Annotated in this window: 17 protein-coding genes and 1 tRNA gene; 5 read left to right on the plus strand and 13 right to left on the minus strand. The window is 72.7% G+C overall.

The genetic code is table 11. From position 1 onward, the window contains the following. Positions 1-5: 5 nt before the first annotated feature. Positions 6-1058 (minus strand): lysylphosphatidylglycerol synthase domain-containing protein, encoded by a 1053-nt coding sequence (locus MET2598_RS0103605; protein WP_018259888.1) that lies wholly within the window; start codon positions 1056-1058, stop codon positions 6-8. Between the two features lie 129 nt (positions 1059-1187). After that, entirely contained in the window at positions 1188-2075 is an 888-nt protein-coding gene (locus MET2598_RS0103610; protein ID WP_018259889.1) for an alpha/beta hydrolase, read from the minus strand. A gap of 150 nt (positions 2076-2225) precedes the next feature. Between MET2598_RS0103610 and MET2598_RS0103615 the strand changes: the two genes are divergently transcribed. Continuing rightward, positions 2226-2816: a GNAT family N-acetyltransferase gene (locus MET2598_RS0103615; RefSeq protein ID WP_198292998.1), complete on the plus strand. Its 591-nt coding sequence runs from the start codon at positions 2226-2228 to the stop codon at positions 2814-2816. Positions 2817-3089: 273 nt separating this feature from the next. On the opposite strand, the gene fliJ is transcribed toward MET2598_RS0103615, so the two are convergent. Together fliJ and fliI are read right to left on the minus strand one after the other, a co-directional pair. After that, positions 3090-3497, minus strand: a complete 408-nt coding sequence (gene fliJ / locus MET2598_RS0103620) for a flagellar export protein FliJ (protein ID WP_012333710.1) — start codon at positions 3495-3497, stop codon at positions 3090-3092. A 126-nt stretch (positions 3498-3623) separates the two neighbouring features. Next, positions 3624-4979, minus strand: coding sequence for a flagellar protein export ATPase FliI (gene fliI / locus MET2598_RS0103625; protein WP_018259890.1), 1356 nt, complete (start codon positions 4977-4979; stop codon positions 3624-3626). A gap of 502 nt (positions 4980-5481) precedes the next feature. Here fliI and ctrA point away from each other — a divergent pair. Then, positions 5482-6183, plus strand: a complete 702-nt coding sequence (gene ctrA, locus MET2598_RS0103630) for a response regulator transcription factor CtrA (protein ID WP_012333708.1) — start codon at positions 5482-5484, stop codon at positions 6181-6183. Between the two features lie 60 nt (positions 6184-6243). Here ctrA and MET2598_RS38065 read toward each other — a convergent pair whose 3' ends face one another. From MET2598_RS38065 to MET2598_RS0103650, 4 genes are all read right to left on the minus strand, one after another. Next, positions 6244-7887, minus strand: a complete 1644-nt coding sequence (locus tag MET2598_RS38065; RefSeq protein WP_051086501.1) for a tetratricopeptide repeat protein — start codon at positions 7885-7887, stop codon at positions 6244-6246. Between the two features lie 73 nt (positions 7888-7960). After that, a complete protein-coding gene (locus tag MET2598_RS0103640) occupies positions 7961-8776 on the minus strand; it encodes a substrate-binding domain-containing protein (protein WP_018259892.1) in 816 nt (271 codons plus the stop codon). Then, positions 8746-9477 carry an ATP-binding cassette domain-containing protein gene (locus MET2598_RS0103645; protein WP_012333705.1) on the minus strand — a complete coding sequence of 244 codons (732 nt, stop codon included), beginning with the start codon at positions 9475-9477 and terminating at the stop codon, positions 8746-8748. The genes MET2598_RS0103640 and MET2598_RS0103645 overlap by 31 nt, the downstream gene beginning before the upstream one ends. Next, positions 9474-10169 (minus strand): ABC transporter permease, encoded by a 696-nt coding sequence (locus MET2598_RS0103650; protein WP_018259893.1) that lies wholly within the window; start codon positions 10167-10169, stop codon positions 9474-9476. The genes MET2598_RS0103645 and MET2598_RS0103650 overlap by 4 nt, the downstream gene beginning before the upstream one ends. 210 nt (positions 10170-10379) lie before the next feature. Here MET2598_RS0103650 and mntR point away from each other — a divergent pair, with 210 nt between their 5' ends. Next, complete coding sequence (mntR, locus tag MET2598_RS0103655) at positions 10380-10871, plus strand: manganese-binding transcriptional regulator MntR (RefSeq protein WP_018259894.1); 492 nt, start codon at positions 10380-10382, stop codon at positions 10869-10871. Positions 10872-10883: 12 nt separating this feature from the next. Here mntR and MET2598_RS0103660 read toward each other — a convergent pair whose 3' ends face one another. The 3 genes from MET2598_RS0103660 to MET2598_RS0103670 all read right to left on the minus strand — a co-directional run bounded on the left by MET2598_RS0103660 (position 10884) and on the right by MET2598_RS0103670 (position 12610). After that, positions 10884-11930 (minus strand): MaoC family dehydratase, encoded by a 1047-nt coding sequence (locus MET2598_RS0103660; protein ID WP_012333702.1) that lies wholly within the window; start codon positions 11928-11930, stop codon positions 10884-10886. Positions 11931-12006: 76 nt separating this feature from the next. Then, the gene (locus MET2598_RS0103665) at positions 12007-12321 is read right to left on the minus strand and encodes a DUF167 family protein (protein ID WP_018259895.1); all 315 of its coding nucleotides are present in this window, start codon (positions 12319-12321) and stop codon (positions 12007-12009) included. Between the two features lies 1 nt (position 12322). Continuing rightward, positions 12323-12610 carry a YggT family protein gene (locus tag MET2598_RS0103670; RefSeq protein WP_012333700.1) on the minus strand — a complete coding sequence of 96 codons (288 nt, stop codon included), beginning with the start codon at positions 12608-12610 and terminating at the stop codon, positions 12323-12325. Positions 12611-12717: 107 nt separating this feature from the next. Here MET2598_RS0103670 and MET2598_RS0103675 point away from each other — a divergent pair. Next, positions 12718-12793, plus strand: a tRNA-Ala gene (locus tag MET2598_RS0103675). A 400-nt stretch (positions 12794-13193) separates the two neighbouring features. On the opposite strand, the gene MET2598_RS0103680 is transcribed toward MET2598_RS0103675, so the two are convergent. Both MET2598_RS0103680 and MET2598_RS0103685 read right to left on the minus strand, forming a co-directional pair. Beyond that, positions 13194-14678, minus strand: coding sequence for a flagellin N-terminal helical domain-containing protein (locus MET2598_RS0103680; protein WP_018259896.1), 1485 nt, complete (start codon positions 14676-14678; stop codon positions 13194-13196). Between the two features lie 607 nt (positions 14679-15285). Continuing rightward, on the minus strand, positions 15286-16416 hold the full coding sequence (locus MET2598_RS0103685) for an acyl-CoA dehydrogenase family protein (protein WP_018259897.1): 1131 nt from the start codon (positions 16414-16416) through the stop codon (positions 15286-15288). A gap of 175 nt (positions 16417-16591) precedes the next feature. Here MET2598_RS0103685 and MET2598_RS0103690 point away from each other — a divergent pair, with 175 nt between their 5' ends. Beyond that, positions 16592-17692 (plus strand): CaiB/BaiF CoA transferase family protein, encoded by a 1101-nt coding sequence (locus MET2598_RS0103690; protein WP_018259898.1) that lies wholly within the window; start codon positions 16592-16594, stop codon positions 17690-17692.

The raw sequence follows: 17692 nt of genomic DNA on the forward strand, positions 1-17692 counted from the left end.
GCGGGTCAGCCGACCTTGCGGATCGGCGGCGAGGCCGGGAGGTCCGGCTTGAGGCCGGGACCGTCGACCGGCGCGGCCGGGGCGCCGGGGGGCAGCTCGGCCTTGCCGCGGATCGCGGCGGCGAGGCGGCCGCGCTCGAACAGCAGCACCACCACGATCGCCATGGCGAAGGGCAGGAGCAGGTAGAACAGGCGGAAGATCAGCACCGCGGCGAGCACCTCGACCTTCGGCAGGTCCGGCATCGCCGTGATGAAGACGAGTTCGAACACCCCGAGCCCGCCCGGCGCGTGCGAGACCAGGGCGGCCGAGAACGAGGCCAGGAACACCGCCAGCACGACGAGGAAGCCCGGATTCCCGGCCTCCGGCAGGGCGAAGTAGATGATGCCGGCCGCGCCGATCAGCTCCAGCGGCGCCGCGATGAGCTGGCGCACCATCACGTTCGGGCGGGGGTATTCGAGCTTGAAGCTGCGGATCGTCAGCGGCTTGAGGTGCAGGATCGAGCCCACGACGTAGAGCCCGACCACGCCGAGCAGGCCGGCGCCGAGGATGCGGGCGGTGGCGGGGTTGGTCATCACCCCGGGGAGCATGCCGGTGAGGCGGGTCAGCAGGTCCGGCTGCAGGGTCAGGACGAGGCCGCCGAGCAGCATCGTGCCGAGGCCGAAGGTGAAGGAGCACAGGGCCACCAGCACCGCGACCTGCGCGGCCGTGAGCCCCTTCGACGTGTAGGCCCGGTAGCGCACGAGGGCGCCCGAGAAGACCGAGGCGCCGATATTGTGCGACAGCGCGTAGGTGGTGAAGGAGCACAGCGAGACGAAGAGCCAGGAGATGCCCTTCACGCCGAGGTGGATCAGCGCGATCCGGTCGTACCAGGCCAGGGCCATGTAGGCCATCAGCGTCGAGGCGGCGGCGAGCGCGTAGCGGTGCGGCGGGATCGCCTTGAGGCTCGCCTCGACATCGGCGATCGAGAGCCCCTTCAACTGGTGCCAGAGCAGGTAGATCGAGACCACGACGGCCGCGAGGCCGATCGCCGGCCAAATGAACTCACGAATCTTCTTCATGGCGATGTCCGTCGCACTCCCGGGTCGGGGCGCTTGATGCCCGAGCGCCGTCCTGGCCGCAAGGAGGCGCATCGCGGCCGGGCGCCCTCCTTTCACGCGATCATGACGGTTTCGTGCCACCGCGACCCCTCACAGGCCGCGCTCGTCCGCCCAGTCGATGAGGAGGCGGGCGACGCCCTCGGCGCCGTAATCGAGCTGCAGGAAATGGGCGATGTCCGGCACGGTCCGGTGCTGCGCGCCGTGGTAGAGCGCCGTGCGCCAGGTCGTCGCCGGCCAGATCATGCGGTCGCGGGCGCCGCCGACCACCAGGGCCGGCAGTCCCATCAGGGCGGCCGGGACGGTCGGGGCCGGCCAATGCGCCTCGGCCAGCGCCACCGGGCTCTCCGCCGACATCCGGGCCGCGTAGGCGCGGGCGCGCTCGAAGGAGAGGCCCTCCGAGAACAGCCAGTGGCGGGAGAGCGCCACCGCCGGCCCGCGGCCGGGCAGCAGGGCGCCCGCCAGGGCCTCGACCCAGAAGCCCGGATCCGTGAGGGCGATGCGGGCGCCCACGAGGGCGAGGCCGTCCGGCGGCAGGGGCGCGAGCAGCACGAGCCCGCGCAGGGGCACCTGCCCGATCAGGCGCTGGGCGAGCAGGGCGCCGAGGGAGTGGCCGACCAGGATCGGGGGCTCGCCGCAGCGGGCGATCGCGGCGCGCAGGTCGTACAGGTAGTCGGCGAGGGAGGCCTTCTTCAGCTGGCGGGCGCCCTGGCTGCGGCCGTGGCCGCGCAGGCTGAAGGCCAGCGCCCGCCGCCCGCGCCGGGCGAGGTGCGGCAGGAAGATCTCCTGCCAGATCCAGGCGCCCCCGAAGGCCCCGTGCACGAAAAGCAGCGGCGCGCCGCGGGGCTGGCCGAGGGGGCGCGCCTCCACCCATTCGAGGGCCGGGCCGTCCGGGCGGGCCATCATGTCGGACACGGTCGGCCCCTCCGGGCCGGCCGCGACGGGGAAGCGGTGGACCCCGGTCCCGTTGTCCTGCGTCATCGCCCCGCTCCCGCACCGCCCGCCGGCGGATCTAACGCGGCGCGTGCCCGCTGCAAACGCTGCCAGCCCGCATGAGGTGCCCTCGGCGGCTTGTGCGGGGCTTTGGGCGGGGCTTGCGGCGGCGCCTCACCCTGCGGTAGGGGGCCGGCCATGACGCCTTTGAACTGCGACGGGCTCACCCCCATCCCGGCGACGCACGTGGCGGCGGTCGTGACCTCGCTCGAGATGCGCAACCGCCCTCCCCTGCCGGACGCGCCGGAACTGCCGCTGGCGGCGCTCGGTGCGGACCTCCCCCGCTACCGCGCCCTGTTCGCGCGGATCGGCACGCCCTGGCTCTGGTTCAGCCGGCGGCGGATGGCGGACGCCGCGCTCGCCGCCATCCTGACCGACCCAGCGGTCGAGGCGCTCGCGCTCACGCGGGACGGCCACGACATCGGCCTCGTCGAACTCGACGCGCGGGTCGAGGGCGAGGTCGAGATCGCCTTCCTGGGTCTGGTTCCCGAGGCGGTGGGGCGCGGGATCGGGCGGCAGCTGATGGGAGAGGCCCTGCGCCGCGCCTGGGCGCGACCGGTCTCCCGGGTCTGGGTGCACACCTGCACCTTCGACCACCCCTCCGCGATCGGGTTCTATCAAGCGAGCGGGTTCACGCCGTTCGCCCGCGCGATCGAGGTGGTGCCGGACCCGCGCCTCTCGGGCCACCTCCCGCGCGAGGCAGCGCCGCACGTGCCGGTGCTGGCCTGATCCGACATTCGACGGATCGCTTCGCCATCTCCCATTTCGGCAATGCGGATGTCGGCGTCGCTCAAGCGCCGCGCGGGCTCGTCATACCAAATCCGCTTGATCCCTTCGGGATGGCGGATTGGGGCTTCGCTCAAGCGCCGCGCGGGCTTGGCAGACGCTGTCCGGACGTGATCGTCCGGACAGCGGATGACACGCTGATCGTCTGTCGCTGCCGGGGACGCCAGCTCCGCAGAGGCGCCGTCCGGGCAACGACCGGCACATCCCGCCCGCGGCTCAGGCCCGGGCGCGGCCGAGCCCGATCGCGTCGAGATCCGACTGCTCGCGCGCCGCGTCCGCGGCCCGCTCGGCCGAGCGCTCGCGGTCGTCGAGGATCTCGACCTTCTTCAGCTCCTCGAAGGCTTCCGCCAGGGCCGCCTTGGCCTCGGCGAGCTGCGCGTCGAGGTCGCTGGCGGAGCGCCGGATGTTGTCGCGCCGCTGAGCCGCCGCCCGCGCGTAGGTCGGGTAGGCGAAATGGGCCGGGTCGGTGATCCCGGCGCGCTGCTCCTCCTGCGCGACCTCACGGTCGAGTTCCGCCGCCATCCGGGCGAAATCGGCGATCATCGACTCGATCTGGGTGACGCGGCGGCGCTTCTCGTCCACCTGGAAGCGTCGCAACCGGATGAGCGTATCCCGCGATTTCATCGTGCTCCCACTCCACGCCGTCGGGCGGTGTCCCCACCCTCGCTCTCGCCCGAGCGCGGCGCGGCGCACGCGCCGCGAGGCCCGGGATGCGATCCCGGCTCAGGGCGTCGGCTGCGGCGGTCCGGCTCAGGGCCCGCCGACGATCGCCGCCAGGCGCTGGTATCCTTCCCCCAGGGAGGTTGCTTCTTCCTTACCCTGCCTCATAAAAGCCTCCAGGTCGGGCATCAGGCCGATCGCCTCGTCGACGTCGGGCGAGGAGCCCGGCCGGTAGGCGCCGAGGCGGATCAGTTCCTCCATGTCGGCGTAGGTGGAGAGGAGCCGGCGCGCGCGCTGCACCGTCGGCAGGAAGGCCGGGTCGCAGGCGCGCGGCATGGTGCGGGAGACCGAGCGCAGCACGTTGATCGCCGGGTAGCGCCCGCCCTCGGCGATCCGCCGCTCCATCACGATGTGGCCGTCGAGGATGCCGCGCACCGCGTCGGCGACGGGCTCGTTGTGGTCGTCGCCCTCGACCAGCACCGTGAACAGGCCGGAGATGGAGCCCGCCCCGGTGCCGGGCCCCGCCCGCTCCAGCAGGCGCGGCAGCTCGCTGAACACGGTCGGCGTGTAGCCCTTGGCGGTGGGCGGCTCGCCGGCCGCGAGGCCCACGTCCCGCTGCGCCATGGCGAAGCGGGTGACCGAGTCGATCATGCAGAGCACCTGCGCGCCCGCGTCGCGAAAAGACTCGGCGAGCGCGAGGGTGACGTAGGCGGCGTTGCGGCGCATCAGCGCCGGCTCGTCGGAGGTCGCCACCACCACCACGGAGCGGGCGAGGCCCTCGGGGCCGAGATCGTCCTGCAGGAATTCCTGCACCTCGCGGCCGCGCTCGCCGACGAGGCCGATCACCGCCACGTCGCAGGCGGCGGCCCGGGCGAGCATCGAGAGCAGCACCGACTTGCCCACGCCCGAGCCGGCGAAGATGCCCATCCGCTGGCCCACGCACATGGTCAGGAAGGTGTTGATGCAGCGCACCCCGAGGTCGAGGGGCGGCCCGACCCGGGCCCGCGCGTGGGCGGGCGGCGGGTCGGCGCGGAGCGGATAGGGGAGCGGTCCCGGCGGCAGCGGCCCGCGCCCGTCGACGGGCCGCCCGAGCGCGTCGACCACCCGCCCGAGCCAGGCCGGGGACGGCCGGATCGCCCCCGCCTCCTCGGCGCCCACCCGGGCCGGGCAGCCCCGGCGCACGCCCTGGAGCGACCCGAACGGCATCGCCAGGGCGTGGGACCCCGAGAAGCCGATGATCTCGCAGGGCACGCTGCCCTCGCCGCCGCGCCCCTCCACGGCGATGTCGAGCCGCCCACCGAGCCGCATCGCCGCGACCGGGCCGGCCACCTCCACGAGGAGCCCGCGGATCGCCACGACCCGGCCGAACACCTCCAGGGTCTCGACCCCGTCGAGCGCCGCCCGGGCCGCCGCGAGCCGCCCCGCCCCCCCGCCTTCCTGCCCCATCGCACCCTCGCCCCGTCCCCTCGCCCCGTCCCAGAAACCTTTCGACGCCCCCGGCAATTTGTGGAACAAGGGGCGACCGTGCCTCGCCGCACCCGTTCCACGCTCTGTGGATGGGCGCGGGCGCGGGGACACCATCAACCTTCCATTTACCCGTCTCCTTAACACTGCGCGGTAACGGACGAGCGGCAGCCCGAGGGCGGAAATCCGAGGGCGTGTCGCGGAAGTCACAAAAGGGATGAATGCGAATCCCTGGAGCCGGTTAGCCCGGCCCCAGGGCGGACCGACAGGGCTCGCGGGCGGTGGCGGGCCGGAACGGAACGACAACGTGCAACGGATTGCCGGGCTTGGCGGATTCGAGGCGCTTGCGGGACGGAATCAGGCTTTGTTAACGCTTTGGGCATAGCGTCGCGAGTCGAATGCAGACGGGCATCCGCCACGGGCCGGTGGCGGATGGGCGGCGGGTGTTTGCCTCACCCTCATGGGCCAGGGCTTGGGGACTGAGATGCGCGTACTTCTGATCGAGGATGACAGCGCCACGGCGCAGAGCATCGAGTTGATGCTCAAGTCCGAGAACTTCAACACCTATACGACAGATCTCGGCGAGGAGGGCGTCGACCTCGGCAAGCTGTACGACTACGACATCATCCTCCTCGATCTGAACCTGCCCGACATGTCGGGCTACGAGGTGCTGCGGTCGCTGCGCGTCGCCAAGGTGAAGACGCCGATCCTGATCCTGTCGGGCATGGCCGGGATCGAGGACAAGGTGAAGGGTCTGGGCTTCGGCGCGGACGACTACCTGACGAAGCCCTTCCACAAGGACGAGCTCGTCGCGCGGATCCACGCGATCGTGCGGCGGTCGAAGGGGCACGCCCAGTCGGTGATCACCACGGGCGACCTGATCGTCAATCTCGATCAGAAGACCGTCGAGGTCTCGGGCGCCCGGGTCCACCTGACCGGCAAGGAGTACCAGATGCTGGAACTCCTCTCGCTGCGGAAGGGCACGACCCTCACCAAGGAGATGTTCCTCAACCACCTCTACGGCGGCATGGACGAGCCCGAGCTGAAGATCATCGACGTCTTCATCTGCAAGCTGCGCAAGAAGCTGGCCAATGCCAGCCAGGGCAAGAACTACATCGAGACGGTGTGGGGCCGCGGCTACGTGCTGCGCGAGCCGACCGACGACGAGGATCGAATCGCCGTCTGAGGGCCGGTCCGGCCCGCGCCGCCGCGCGGCGCGGCCGCGGCGCGGTGACGGCGCGCCGGATCAGGTCTCGGTCAGGGCGAGTCCGGCGAGATGCTCGTAGCCCGGCCGCGTGACCTTCTGCATCCAGACATCCGCGAGCGACCCGATATCGATGGCGATGCCGCCGTGCCGGCGGATCGTGAGGGCGTAGAACTTCCCCAGCAGCCCGCCCGCCACCAGGAAGATCCGGCCGTCGAGGGGGCGCGAGAGCCGGGCGGTCACCGCCTCGAACACGTCGGGGTAATGCGCGCCCCCGGCCGCCTGCTCGCCGATCAGGCGGCGCGACATCTGCTCGCCCGGGATTTTGTGGAACTCGACCGCCCCGACCCCGAAGCGGCGCCGGATCGCCTCCGGCAGGTCCGGGAAGCAGGCGATCAGCCCGACCTCCGCCTCCCCCGCGAGGAGGTCGCGGAAGAAGTCGCCCTGGCCGAGGGCCACGTGGATCGTCTGCTGGCAGAGCGGGGGCACGGGCAGGCCAGCGGCGGCGCGGGCGTCGAGCCAGCGCAGGACGTTGGTGACGCCCGGGACGCCCGACGGGGTCACGATCCGGTACTCGTGCTCGATCCAGGCCCGGTAGGGCACGCCGAGGATGTCGGCCTCGGCGGCCGCCTCGGACAGGCCCGCGGCCAGGGTCGAGAAGCCGCTCCCCGCCGCGTCGAACCCGTCGCCGAACCAGATCCGGGCGAAGGTCTCGCGGTTGGCCGCGTAGAGCGGCGCGAAGGCGGCCTCGTCGGCCGCGTCGACGCGCAGGAGGCACCCCTCCCCATCGCCGAGGCGGAGCAGCGCGAAGGGGCGCCGCGCCGCCTTGGCGGCGAGGATGCGCTCCGCCACTCCGCCGGGCTCCAGGTAGGTGAAGCGGCCCGGCAGCCCGTCGACGAGGGCGAGGGCCTGCTCCCGCGAGACCCGCCGCAGATAGGCCCCGAGCGCCCGCAGCGCGGCGCCCTCCGCGGGGGCGAGCCCGGCCTCGGCGAGGGCCGCCTGCGCCTCCCGCTCGCGTCCGGTCACGGTGAGGAGGTGGACCAGCAGGGACGCCGCCTCGCGGTTGCGCGGCAGCTCGGCGACCAGGGCGCGGGCGTGCCCGATCGCCTCCTCGAAGCGGCCCGCCACCCGCGCCTCGCGGGCCGCGTCGCAGAGCGCGAATTGCGCGTGGCGGAAGAAGCGCCCCTCCGCGCGGCCCCATTGCAGGAAATGGGCGACGAACTGCCACTCGTCGTCGAACAGCAGCGCCAGATCCTCGTTGCGCCGGTAGGCGTCGATCTCGAAATGCGGCCCGAGCGGGCCGTGCGCCCGTTCGAGCCGCGCGAGGTGGTCAGCCACGTTGCGCGGTCGCCCTTCCCCGCGCCCGCGCTCCAGGTAATGGGCGAGGAACTCCCAATCCCGCGCGAAGACCTCCGCGAGGTCGGGCTGTCGGCGGTAGAAGGCGAGGTCGAAATCGGGCTCGGGCGGGCCGTAATGCGCGGCGAGCCGGTGCAGGAAGACCTCCGCGTTGGGCGCGCGTCCCTCCCGGCGCCCGGTCACCGCGAAGTGCCGCGCCCGCTCCTCGGGCGACAGCGCCCGCGCGTCGAGGTAGCGGCGGGCGTAGAAGTCCGGGTCGAAGGCCTCCTCGCCGGCACCGCGGGGGCCGAGGAGGGCGCGCGCGCGGCGCCACAGGCTCGAAGCAGGCACTGACGTCGTCTCCGCCGCGGATCCCCGGGAGCGCGTCCATGCACCGCGCGCCGCGCGCCAGCAAGCCGGCGCGTCACGTCCCGGCATTGGGGACGAAGAGCGGCTCGCCGCCGATCCGGTAGCCCGCGATCACGCCCTGCCCGGCGGGGGAGACCAGCCAGTCGATGAAGGCCTGACCCGCGCGCGCCTTCACGTGCGGGTGCTTGGCCGGATTGACCAGGATCACGCCGTACTGGTTGAACAGGCGCGGGTCGCCCTCGACCAGGACCTTGAGGTCCTGGCGGTTCTTGAAGGCGAGCCAGGTGCCGCGGTCGGCGAGCAGGTAGGCGTTGGTCGCGGCGGCGGCGTTGAGCGCCGGGCCCATGCCCTGGCCGATCTCCTTGTACCACTCGCCCCGCACCGCGCCGAGGTCGAGCCCGGCCTCCCGCCACATCCTGAGCTCCGCGGCGTGCGTGCCCGAGCGGTCCCCGCGCGAGACGAAGGGCGCCCTCGCGGCGGCGATCTTGCGGAAGGCCTGGGCGACGTCCCGCCCGGCGATCCCCGCCGGGTCGTCCCTCGGCCCGATCACCACGAAGTCGTTGTACATCACGGGGAAGCGCTCCACGCCGAAGCCGTCGCGCACGAAGGCCTCCTCGGCGGGCTGATCGTGAACGAAGACCACGTCCGCGTCGCCGCGGCGGCCGACGTCGAGGGCCTGACCGGTGCCGAGGGCGACCACCCGCACGCCGATTCCGGTCGCCTCGGTGAAGCGCGGCAGCAGGTGGTCGAACAGGCCCGACTGCTCGGTCGAGGTCGTCGAGGCGACCGTGATGCTCTCCCCGGCGCGCGCCGGCGCGGCGGCGAGCCAGGCGGCAAGAGTCAGGCAGAACAGGCGGCGAAGGCGGTCCACGGCAATTCTCCGGCGAGGTAGGCCCGGGTCTCGGGCGCGCGGGGATGGGTGAGGACTTGCGAGACCGGGCCGTGCTCCGCCACCCGCCCGCCCGACAGGACCACGACGTCGCGGGCGAGCCGCGCCACCTGCCCGAGATGGTGCGAGACGAGGAGCACCTTCACGCCCTCCCGCGCCATCCCGGCGACCACCTGCTCGACCCGCTCGGCCGCGGCCGGGTCGAGGTTGGCGGTGGGCTCGTCGAGGAGCAGGAGGTCCGGCGCCACCGCCCAGGCGCGGGCCAGGGCGAGGCGCTGCTGCTCGCCCCCCGAGAGCCGCGTCGCCGGATCCCGCGCCCGGTCCGCGAGCCCGACCAGGGCGAGGGCCGCGCGGCAGCGCGCCCGCGCCTCGGCCCGGCGCCAGCCGGCCGCCGCGAGGGCGAGGCGGATGTTGTGCCCGGCGCTCGCCCGCACGAGGCCGGGCCGCTGGAACACGAAGGCGCGCCGGGCGGGTGCCCCGCCCGGCCCGATCCGCACCGCGCCGGCGCTCAGGGGCAGAAGCCCGTCGAGGAGGCGCAGCAGCACGCTCTTGCCCGCCCCGTTCGGCCCGATCAGCGCGGTGATGCCCGGCTCCTCGATGCGCAGGCTGACGCGGTCGAGGATGGTGCGCCCCCCGGCGCGGAACGACAGGCCGTCGAGGAGGATCGGCAGGGCCGGGCTCATCCGTAGGCCCGCGCCGCGTAGCCGCGCAGCAGGGCGGCGGCGGCATTGAGGGCGACCACGAGGCCGATCAGCACGAGGCCGAGGGCGAGGGCGAGGGGCAGGTCCCCCTTCTGCGTCTCGAGGGAGATCGCCGTCGTCATGGTGCGGGTCTGACCCGCGATGTTGCCGCCGACCACGAGCACGGCCCCCACCTCCGAGATGGCGCGGCCGAAGGCCGCCAGCACCACGGTGACCAGGGAGAAGCGCGCGTCGTGCACGAGCGCCGCCGCGCGCCGGAACGGGCCGAGCCCGAGCGAGCGCAGCTGCTCGCCGAGCTGCGCCTCCGCGTCGGCGAGGATCTGGCGCGCCAGGGCGGCGACCAGCGGCGTGACCAGGACGGTCTGCGCCGCGATCATGGCGGCGGGGGTGAAGAGCAGGCCCAGCGGGCCGAGCGGCCCCGAGCGCGACAGCAGGAGGTAGAGGAGGAGTCCGATGATGACGGGCGGCAGGCCCATGAGGGCGTTGAGCAGGCTCACGAGCGCGTCCCGGCCCGGAAACCGCGCCACGGCCGCCAGAGCCCCGAGCGGGATGCCGAGCCCCGCCCCGATCAGCACCGCCGAGAGGCTCACCCGCAGGGACAGCCACGCGATCGCCACGACCTCGCGGTCGAGGCCCGCCAGCTTCGCCAGCGTCTCGCGAACGGTCTCGCCCATCGACTTCGCGCATCTCCCGGTTGCGCTGCTGATGCAATGGGCGCTGCCGGCCACACAATAGGAAAATCGTTGCATATGCGGCGGCTCCGCCGGAGCGGCCGCGCTCCACTTGTTCCCGGCCGCGGACTCGTCCCCCTGCACACCCGCCGCCCCCTCGTCTAAGAAGGGCGCGCGACGCGCAGCCGACCCCGAGGTGGATCGTCCCGACCCATGCAGCACCTGCCCCACGACGACGCGGCGGACGGCCCTCCGGCGCGCGACCCCCAGGATGAGACCGGCCTCGTCGACGCCGAGCGGCATTCGGCCGGCTTCCGGCAGGTGCGCGAGGCGCGCCGGCTCGAACTGGTGGAGGATTACGTCGAGCTGATCGCCGACCTGATCGGGGATACGGGCGAGGCCCGGCAGGTGGACATCGCGGCGCGCCTCGGCGTGGCGCAGCCGACCGTCGCCAAGATGCTCAAGCGCCTCGCCGAGGACGGGCTGGTGCAGCAGCGCCCCTACCGGGGCGTCTTCCTGACCGAGGCGGGCCGGGCGCTCGCGACGGAATCGCGCGAGCGCCACCGGGTCGTGGAGGCCTTCCTGCTGGCCCTCGGGGTGAGCCCGGACGTGGCGCGCTGCGACGCCGAGGGCATCGAGCACCATGTCAGCCGCGAGACCCTCGACGCCTTCCGGCGCTTCACGGCCGGGAGCGGCGACGCCTGAGGCCCCCGCCGCTCACTTCGGCATCAGCGCCCAATAGTCGAGGTCGAGGATGACCGCGGGGTCGTACCCGTCCCCGGCGCGGTCCGGATGGGCGCCGCAGGGCTGGTTCTTGGCCGCGACCGTGCGCAGGCGCAGGGCCCCGACGTCGCTGCGGCCCGGCAGGTCGGCGGCGGCGAGCACCTCGCTCCAGGCGTAGACGGTGTCGCCCGCGAAGAGCGGCGCCACGTGGCGGCCCGCATTGATCCCCACGATCGAGAACGCGTTGGCCAGCCCGTTGAAGCTGAGCGCCCGCGCCAGCGAGATGACGTGGCCGCCATAGATCAGCCGCCGCCCGAACCGCGTCTCCTTCACGGCGTGCGCGTCGAAATGGACCTTGGCGGTGTTCTGGTAGAGGCGGGTGGCGATCTGGTGCTCGGCCTCCTCGACGGTCATGCCGTCGACGTGGTCGATGCGCTCGCCCGGGGCGTAGTCGCCGAAGCGGTGCGGGCTGCCCGCCAGAACCGTGTCGTAGGCGGCCGGATCGAAGGGCGGCAGGGAGGCGGCCAGGTCGGCGGCCTCGACCGCCTTGGCGAGCGTCGGCACCGCCTCCTCGGCGATCGCCGCGGCGGGGTCGCGCTTGCGCACCAGCACCCAGCGGCAATAGGTCAGGACGGGCGCCCCGCCCGCGTCGTAGCCCGTCGAGCGCACGTAGACCACGCCGGTCTGGCGGTTCGAACTCTCCTTGAGGCCGATCACCTCCGAGACCGAGGACAGGGTCTCGCCCGGATAGACCGGCCGCAGGAAGCGGCCCTCCGCGTAGCCGAGATTGGCGAGCGCGTTGAGGGAGATGTCCGGGACCGTCTTGCCGAAGACGACGTGGAACACGAGCAGGTCGTCGAGGGGCGCCCGCTCGTAGCCGAAGGCCCGCGCGAAGGCGTCCGAGGATTGCACCGCGAAGCGCGGCCCGTAGAGGGCGGTGTAGAGCGCCACGTCGCCGGTGGTCACGGTGCGGGGCGTGGCGTGGCGGATGGTCTCGCCGAGGCGGAAATCCTCGAAGAACCGGCCCGGATTCGTCTTCATCGTCGTCCCTCGGAGGAGCGTGCGGAGCTCGGCGCCTTGTCGCACCGCGGCGCGGCGCGGTGCGATACGCCTTTCGTCAGGGCCCGAGCAGGGCGCCGATGCGGGCAGCCAGGGCCTGGCCGTCGCCGGCCACGCGGAAGAGCTTCACCCGCGCGGTGGCGCCCGCCGCCAGGGTGACGGCGCGGGCGGGGCAGCCGAGCGCCTCCGCGAGGACGGCGCGGATCGCCGCGTTGGCGGCCCCGTCCTCGGGGGCTGCGCGCACCCGGACCTTGAGGATCGGCAGGCCGTCCGCGCGGGTCTCGATCCCCTCGACGGCGTCGCGGCCGCCCCGCGGGGTCGCCCGCACCCGCACTTCGAGCCCGTCCGTCAGGAGGCGCCAGGGCCGGGTCATGTCAGGCCAGCGTCGCGAAGAGTTCGAACATCAGGTTGCGCAGGAAGAACAGGAGCAGGACGAGGATGATCGGCGAGATGTCGATCCCGCCGAGATTCGGCAGGATGCGCCGGATCGGCCGCAGCGCCGGATCGGTCACCCGGAACAGGAAATCCTCGATCTGGGAGACGATGGGGTTGCGGACGTTCACGACGTTGAAGGCGACGAGCCAGCTCAGGACCGCGCTCGCGATCAGGAGATAGACGTAGAGCGTGATGACGTTGTCGATGAGCCAGAGAAGCGAGCGCATGCGCGGTCCGTAGGTCCTCGTCGCCCGAGAAGGCACGGCGTGCGGTTCGGAGCGGGAAGGGAATTGACAGGGTGAAGCGGGCCGGCCTACAAGGCCCCCGCCTCGCCGGGGCTGTAGCTCAGATGGGAGAGCGCCGCAATCGCACTGCGGAGGTCAGGGGTTCGAATCCCCTCAGCTCCACCAACTTCCTTACCGAAGCGTAGGGCATTGGTGGCAAGGTCGATGAGGAGGGCGAGCCGAAATGCCGCCCGGATTGTCCTGAAGATTGTCGATGCGAAGGCCCTCCGAAGGGGGCGCCCTCCGCTGCGGCACGGACGGCCGTGATCCTGCCGTCTGCGCGCGACGCGGACGGACCGCCTGCGCTTCCCGCTCCCCCTGATTGCCATCGCGCCGGCGCAAGGCCGCGGCCCGGCAGGAGCGCCCCGACGCGCGGACACCGCCGGCGGTGCGGGGCGGGATCGGGGCTGCGGGGCGATGTCGTCCCGAACGGAATGGCCTCGGACCAGTCCGCCCGTGCGTCCCGTCTCCGCATCGTCGGGGGCCGAACCGGTGACCGCTTCGGCACCGGCCGGCGAAATGGAGCTTAGCGGAACAGGGTGAGCAGGGCTTGCCCTGAGGAATTCGCGATGCTGAGCGCCTGGACGGCGAGTTGCTGCTGCGTCTGCAGCGCCTTCAGCTTCGTCGATTCCTCCTCGATGTCGGCGTCGACCAGGGTGCCGATCGTGGCGGTGTTCGCCTTCATGAGCGAGTCAACGAAGCTCGTCTGGCCTTCGATCTGGTTCTTGCCCGCGCCGAGCTTGGTGCCGGCATCGGTGACCGCCGCCAGGGCCTTGTCGACGGCCGCGATAATGTCCTTGAGGTTGCTGTCGCCGGCCGTCCCGACCAGCTTCGAAATGTCGAAATTGGCGATCGAGTAGCTGCCGCCGCCGAAGGAGGCATCGTAGCTGCCGACGCTCGTGTCGATGATGCCGCGGGCCGTGGTGGTTCCCGCATCCGTGCCCTTGCCGGTGGCGGCGAGCCCCGCCGTCGTGCCGAAGCCGAAATCCTTCAGCGTGTTGCCCGCCGTGGCGGTCCCGACGGTCAGGGTGGCGGTCAGGGTCGCGCCGGTATCCGTGGTGCGGAAGACCAGCCGGCCCGAGGAATCGAGGGCGGCGGTGATCAGGCCCTTCAGCCCGCCCGTCGTGATCGCCACCGCGGAGCCGCCGGCTCCCGTCTGGGGCAACGTGCTCGCGCCGATGACGTTGTTGATGGCTCTCAGGAATTCGTCCGTCGTGACCTTCGAGCGATCGTTTGCCGCCGTTATCAGCGTCGAATTGTTCAGGACGATGTTCACCTTGCCGCCATAGGCGCCCGCGGCCGTTCCGGCCGCCCCACCCGCGGTGCCGAGCCGGTCGATCTGGAGGGTGAAGTTGACCTCGTTCGTGCCCGAGAAGTCGGCCGTCCCGTTCGTGAAGAGCGGCGTCCCGGTGAGCGACTGGCCTGCCGTGAACTGCGCCTGGGTCGCCGCCGAGGTGATGCTGGTCGCGTTGACGTCGTAGAGCTTGATCGCGTTCACGTTGACGTCGATGGTCGAGAACGAGACGGTGCCGGCGGCATTGCGCGCGAAGCCCGCCACCACGCTCTCCACCGGACGAAACCGCGCGTTCGTGGCCGAGGAATCCACCGACAGCCAGTTCACTCCGTTCGACACGGACGAGTCGGCCGTGGCCTTCATCTTGTTCTGGATGGCGGAGATCTCGGTCTGCACCTTGCTGCGATCGGTCCCGCCCTGGAGGGCGGTCTGCAGCTTGGCCCGGATGTTCTGCAGGTCCGAGATGATGCTGTTGATGCCGTTATAGGCCGTCCCCACCGCGGAGGCCCCCAGGCCGAGCGAGTCCTTCACGGCGCCGAGCGAGGCGTTGTCGGAGCGCACCGCGGTCGCGATCGACCAGTAGGCGGCGTTGTCGGCCGCGGCCGAGACGCGCTGGCCCGTCGACACCCGGTTGCTCGTGGTGTCGAGGTTCGCGTTGATCGACTTCAGCGTGGTCAACGCCGTCATCGCGGCGGAGTTGGTCAGCAGGCTCGTCAAGGTTGCCCTCCTGGAGCGCCCCGCTCCGGGCCGCTCGCGCTGGCGAAGGATCGAATCGTGTCGGGTCTTCCGGGCCCTGCTGCCGGCCGCCGCCTGTGCGGCGGGAGGCGGCGGCGGCCTGCCCCGGTCGTCGCGGGACGATCTTTGTCGCACGCGGGGTTAAAATGCCGTTAAGGATAACAAGTGGTTTCGGGTCGGCTCGACCGTTCTGTCCCGTTCCCGCACCCGTTTGCATGACCGCTGCGATCCCGCGGCAAAGCGGAAATATGGTTCATATGAAATTAATGCGGGGCGATCGACCTTGAAGCGGGCAGTCGGTCCTGCTTCTCAGCAGGGTCAGTCGGGGCGGACAGCCCGACCTCATCGCTTCCGCGGCACTCTCTCGTCGATCACAAGCGCCCTGGCCGCGGCGCTCTGCCAGGATCATCCTGGGCGCGCGGCGCCTCTTCGGGGTGGCTCGGGTCGCGCAGGGCCCCGCGCCCGCCGCGCGGGAGGGGTCACGCCGCCGGATCGGACCCATACCTCGGACCGCGCCCGAACCGGATCCGGGACCGCGCCATCCCGGTGCCGGTCGGGGCGAATCGCCCGGCCTCGGTGCTGCCGCCGCTCAGCCCGTCAGCGCCCGGCTGATCACGATGCGCTGCACGTCGCTGGTGCCCTCGTAGATCTGGCAGACGCGCACGTCCCGGTAGATGCGCTCGACGGGATAATCCGCCAGGTAGCCGTAGCCGCCGTGGATCTGGATCGCGTCCGAGCACACGGCCTCGGCCATCTCGGAGGCGAAGAGCTTGGCCATCGCGGCCTCCTTCAGGCAGGGCTGCCCGGCATCGCGCAGCCGCGCGGCATTGTGCACGAGGAGCCGCGCCGCCTCGATCCGCGTGGCCATGTCGGCGAGGCGGAAGGCCACCGCCTGGTGGGCGGTGAGCTTCTGCCCGAAGGTCTCCCGCTCGCCCGCGTAGGCGAGGGCCGCCTCGAAGGCGGCCCGGGCCATGCCGACCGCCTGGGCGGCGATGCCGATTCGCCCGCCCTCCAGGTTGGAGAGGGCGATCCGCAGCCCCTCCCCCTCCTGCCCGAGCAGCAGGTCGGGCGTCAGCTCCATGTCCTCGAACACGATCTGGGCGGTGTCCGAGGCGCGCTGCCCGAGCTTGTGCTCGATCCGGGCGACGCGGTAGCCCGGGGTGGCGGTCGGGACGATGAAGGCCGAGATGCCCCTCTTGCCGGCCTCCGGATCGGTCACCGCGAAGACGATGGCGAGGTCGGCGCTGCGCCCCGAGGTGATGAACTGCTTGGTGCCCGAGAGGACGTAGCGGTTGCCGACGCGCCGCGCCCGCGCCGTGACGGCGCCCGCGTCCGACCCGGCCCCCGGCTCGGTCAGGCAGAAGGCGCCGAGCTGCGCGCCCCGCGCCAGCGGCACCAGGAAGCGCTCCTTCTGCGCCTCGGTGCCGAAGCGCAGGATCGGCACGCAGGCCACCGAATTGTGGACGCTCATGATGGTCGAGACCGCCCCGTCCCCCGCCGCGATCTCCTCGATCGCGAGCGCGTAGGAGACGTGGTCCACGGCCGAGCCCCCGTAGGCCTCCGGCACCAGCATGCCCAGGAAGCCGAGTTCGCCCAGGGAAGCGACGGCCTCGCGCGGGAACCGGGAGTCCCGGTCCCACTCGGCCGCGAAGGGTTTCAGGCGCGCCTGCGCGAAGCTGCGGGCCGTGTCGCGGATGAGGATCTGGTCGTCTGACAGCATCGGCGGCCTCCCGGCGGCGAGGGCGCGAACCAATCCTTGCCCTCGCTCAGGCCCGATCCTGTAGCATGCGGGCGCCGGCCCGGAAGGCCGGCGGGCCCGGGCCGCCGGACACCCCGCTCCCCCGCCGAACCGGCCCGGCGCCGCCGGGGAGCGCCGCAGGGAGCTTTGCCGCGCCATGACCCCGCCCGCCCCGCCCGCCGCGACCGGGCCCCTCGCGGGGCTGCGCCTCGTCGAGTTCGCCGGGATCGGCCCCGGCCCCTTCGCGGCCATGCTGCTCGCCGATCTCGGCGCCGACATCCTGCGCGTCGACCGGCCCGGCGGGGCCGATCCCTATTCCCGCCACGTGCTGACCCGCTCGCGCCGCTGCGTCACGGCGGACCTCAAGGCGCCGGGCGACCGCGCCCGCGTGCTCGCCTGCCTCGACGAGGCCGACGCGCTGATCGAGGGCTTTCGCACGGGCGTGATGGAGCGGCTCGGCCTCGGGCCGGAGGTGGTCCTCGCCCGCAACCCGCGGCTCGTCTACGGGCGGATGACCGGCTGGGGCCAGGAGGGGCCGCTCGCGGCCCGCGCCGGGCACGACCTCACCTACATCGCGGTGACCGGGGCCCTCGCGGCGATCGGGCCGGAGAGCCACCCGGTGCCGCCCCTCAACCTCGTCGGCGATTTCGGCGGCGGCGCGCTCTACCTCGCGATGGGGATCCTGGCCGGGATCCTCTCGGCCCGGCGGACGGGGCACGGGCAGGTGGTGGATTGCGCCATCTGCGACGGCGCCGCCTCGCTGATGGCGATGGCGAGCGACTTCGCGGCCCAGGGCCTCGGCAGGCAGGCGCGGGAAGCCAACCTGCTCGACGGCGGCGCGGCCTATTACCGGACCTACGCCTGCGCGGATGGGCGCTTCGTCGCCCTCGCGGCGCTGGAGCCGCACTTCTTCGCCGAGTTCCGGCGCCGGGTCGGGCTGGAGGACGATCCCGCCTTCGACGACCGCGACGGCGCGGCCCTGCACCGCCGGCTCGAGGCCCTGTTCCTCACCCGGACCCGCGACGCGTGGTGCCGCCTGCTGGAGGACACCGATTCCTGCCTCGCCCCCGTCCTCACCCTGAGCGAGGCGCCGTCCCACCCGCACCTCGCGGCCCGCGGGACCTACCTGGAGGTCGACGGGGTGATGCAGCCGGCCCCCGCGCCGCGCTTCTCGCGCAGCCCGGCGGCGATCCGCCGGGACCTGCCCGCGACCAGCCTGGAAGCGGTGGCGGCGGCGTGGCGCGGCGCGGCGCCCTGA

The sequence above is a fragment of the Methylobacterium sp. WSM2598 genome, from assembly GCF_000379105.1.
GTDB lineage: Bacteria > Pseudomonadota > Alphaproteobacteria > Rhizobiales > Beijerinckiaceae > Methylobacterium.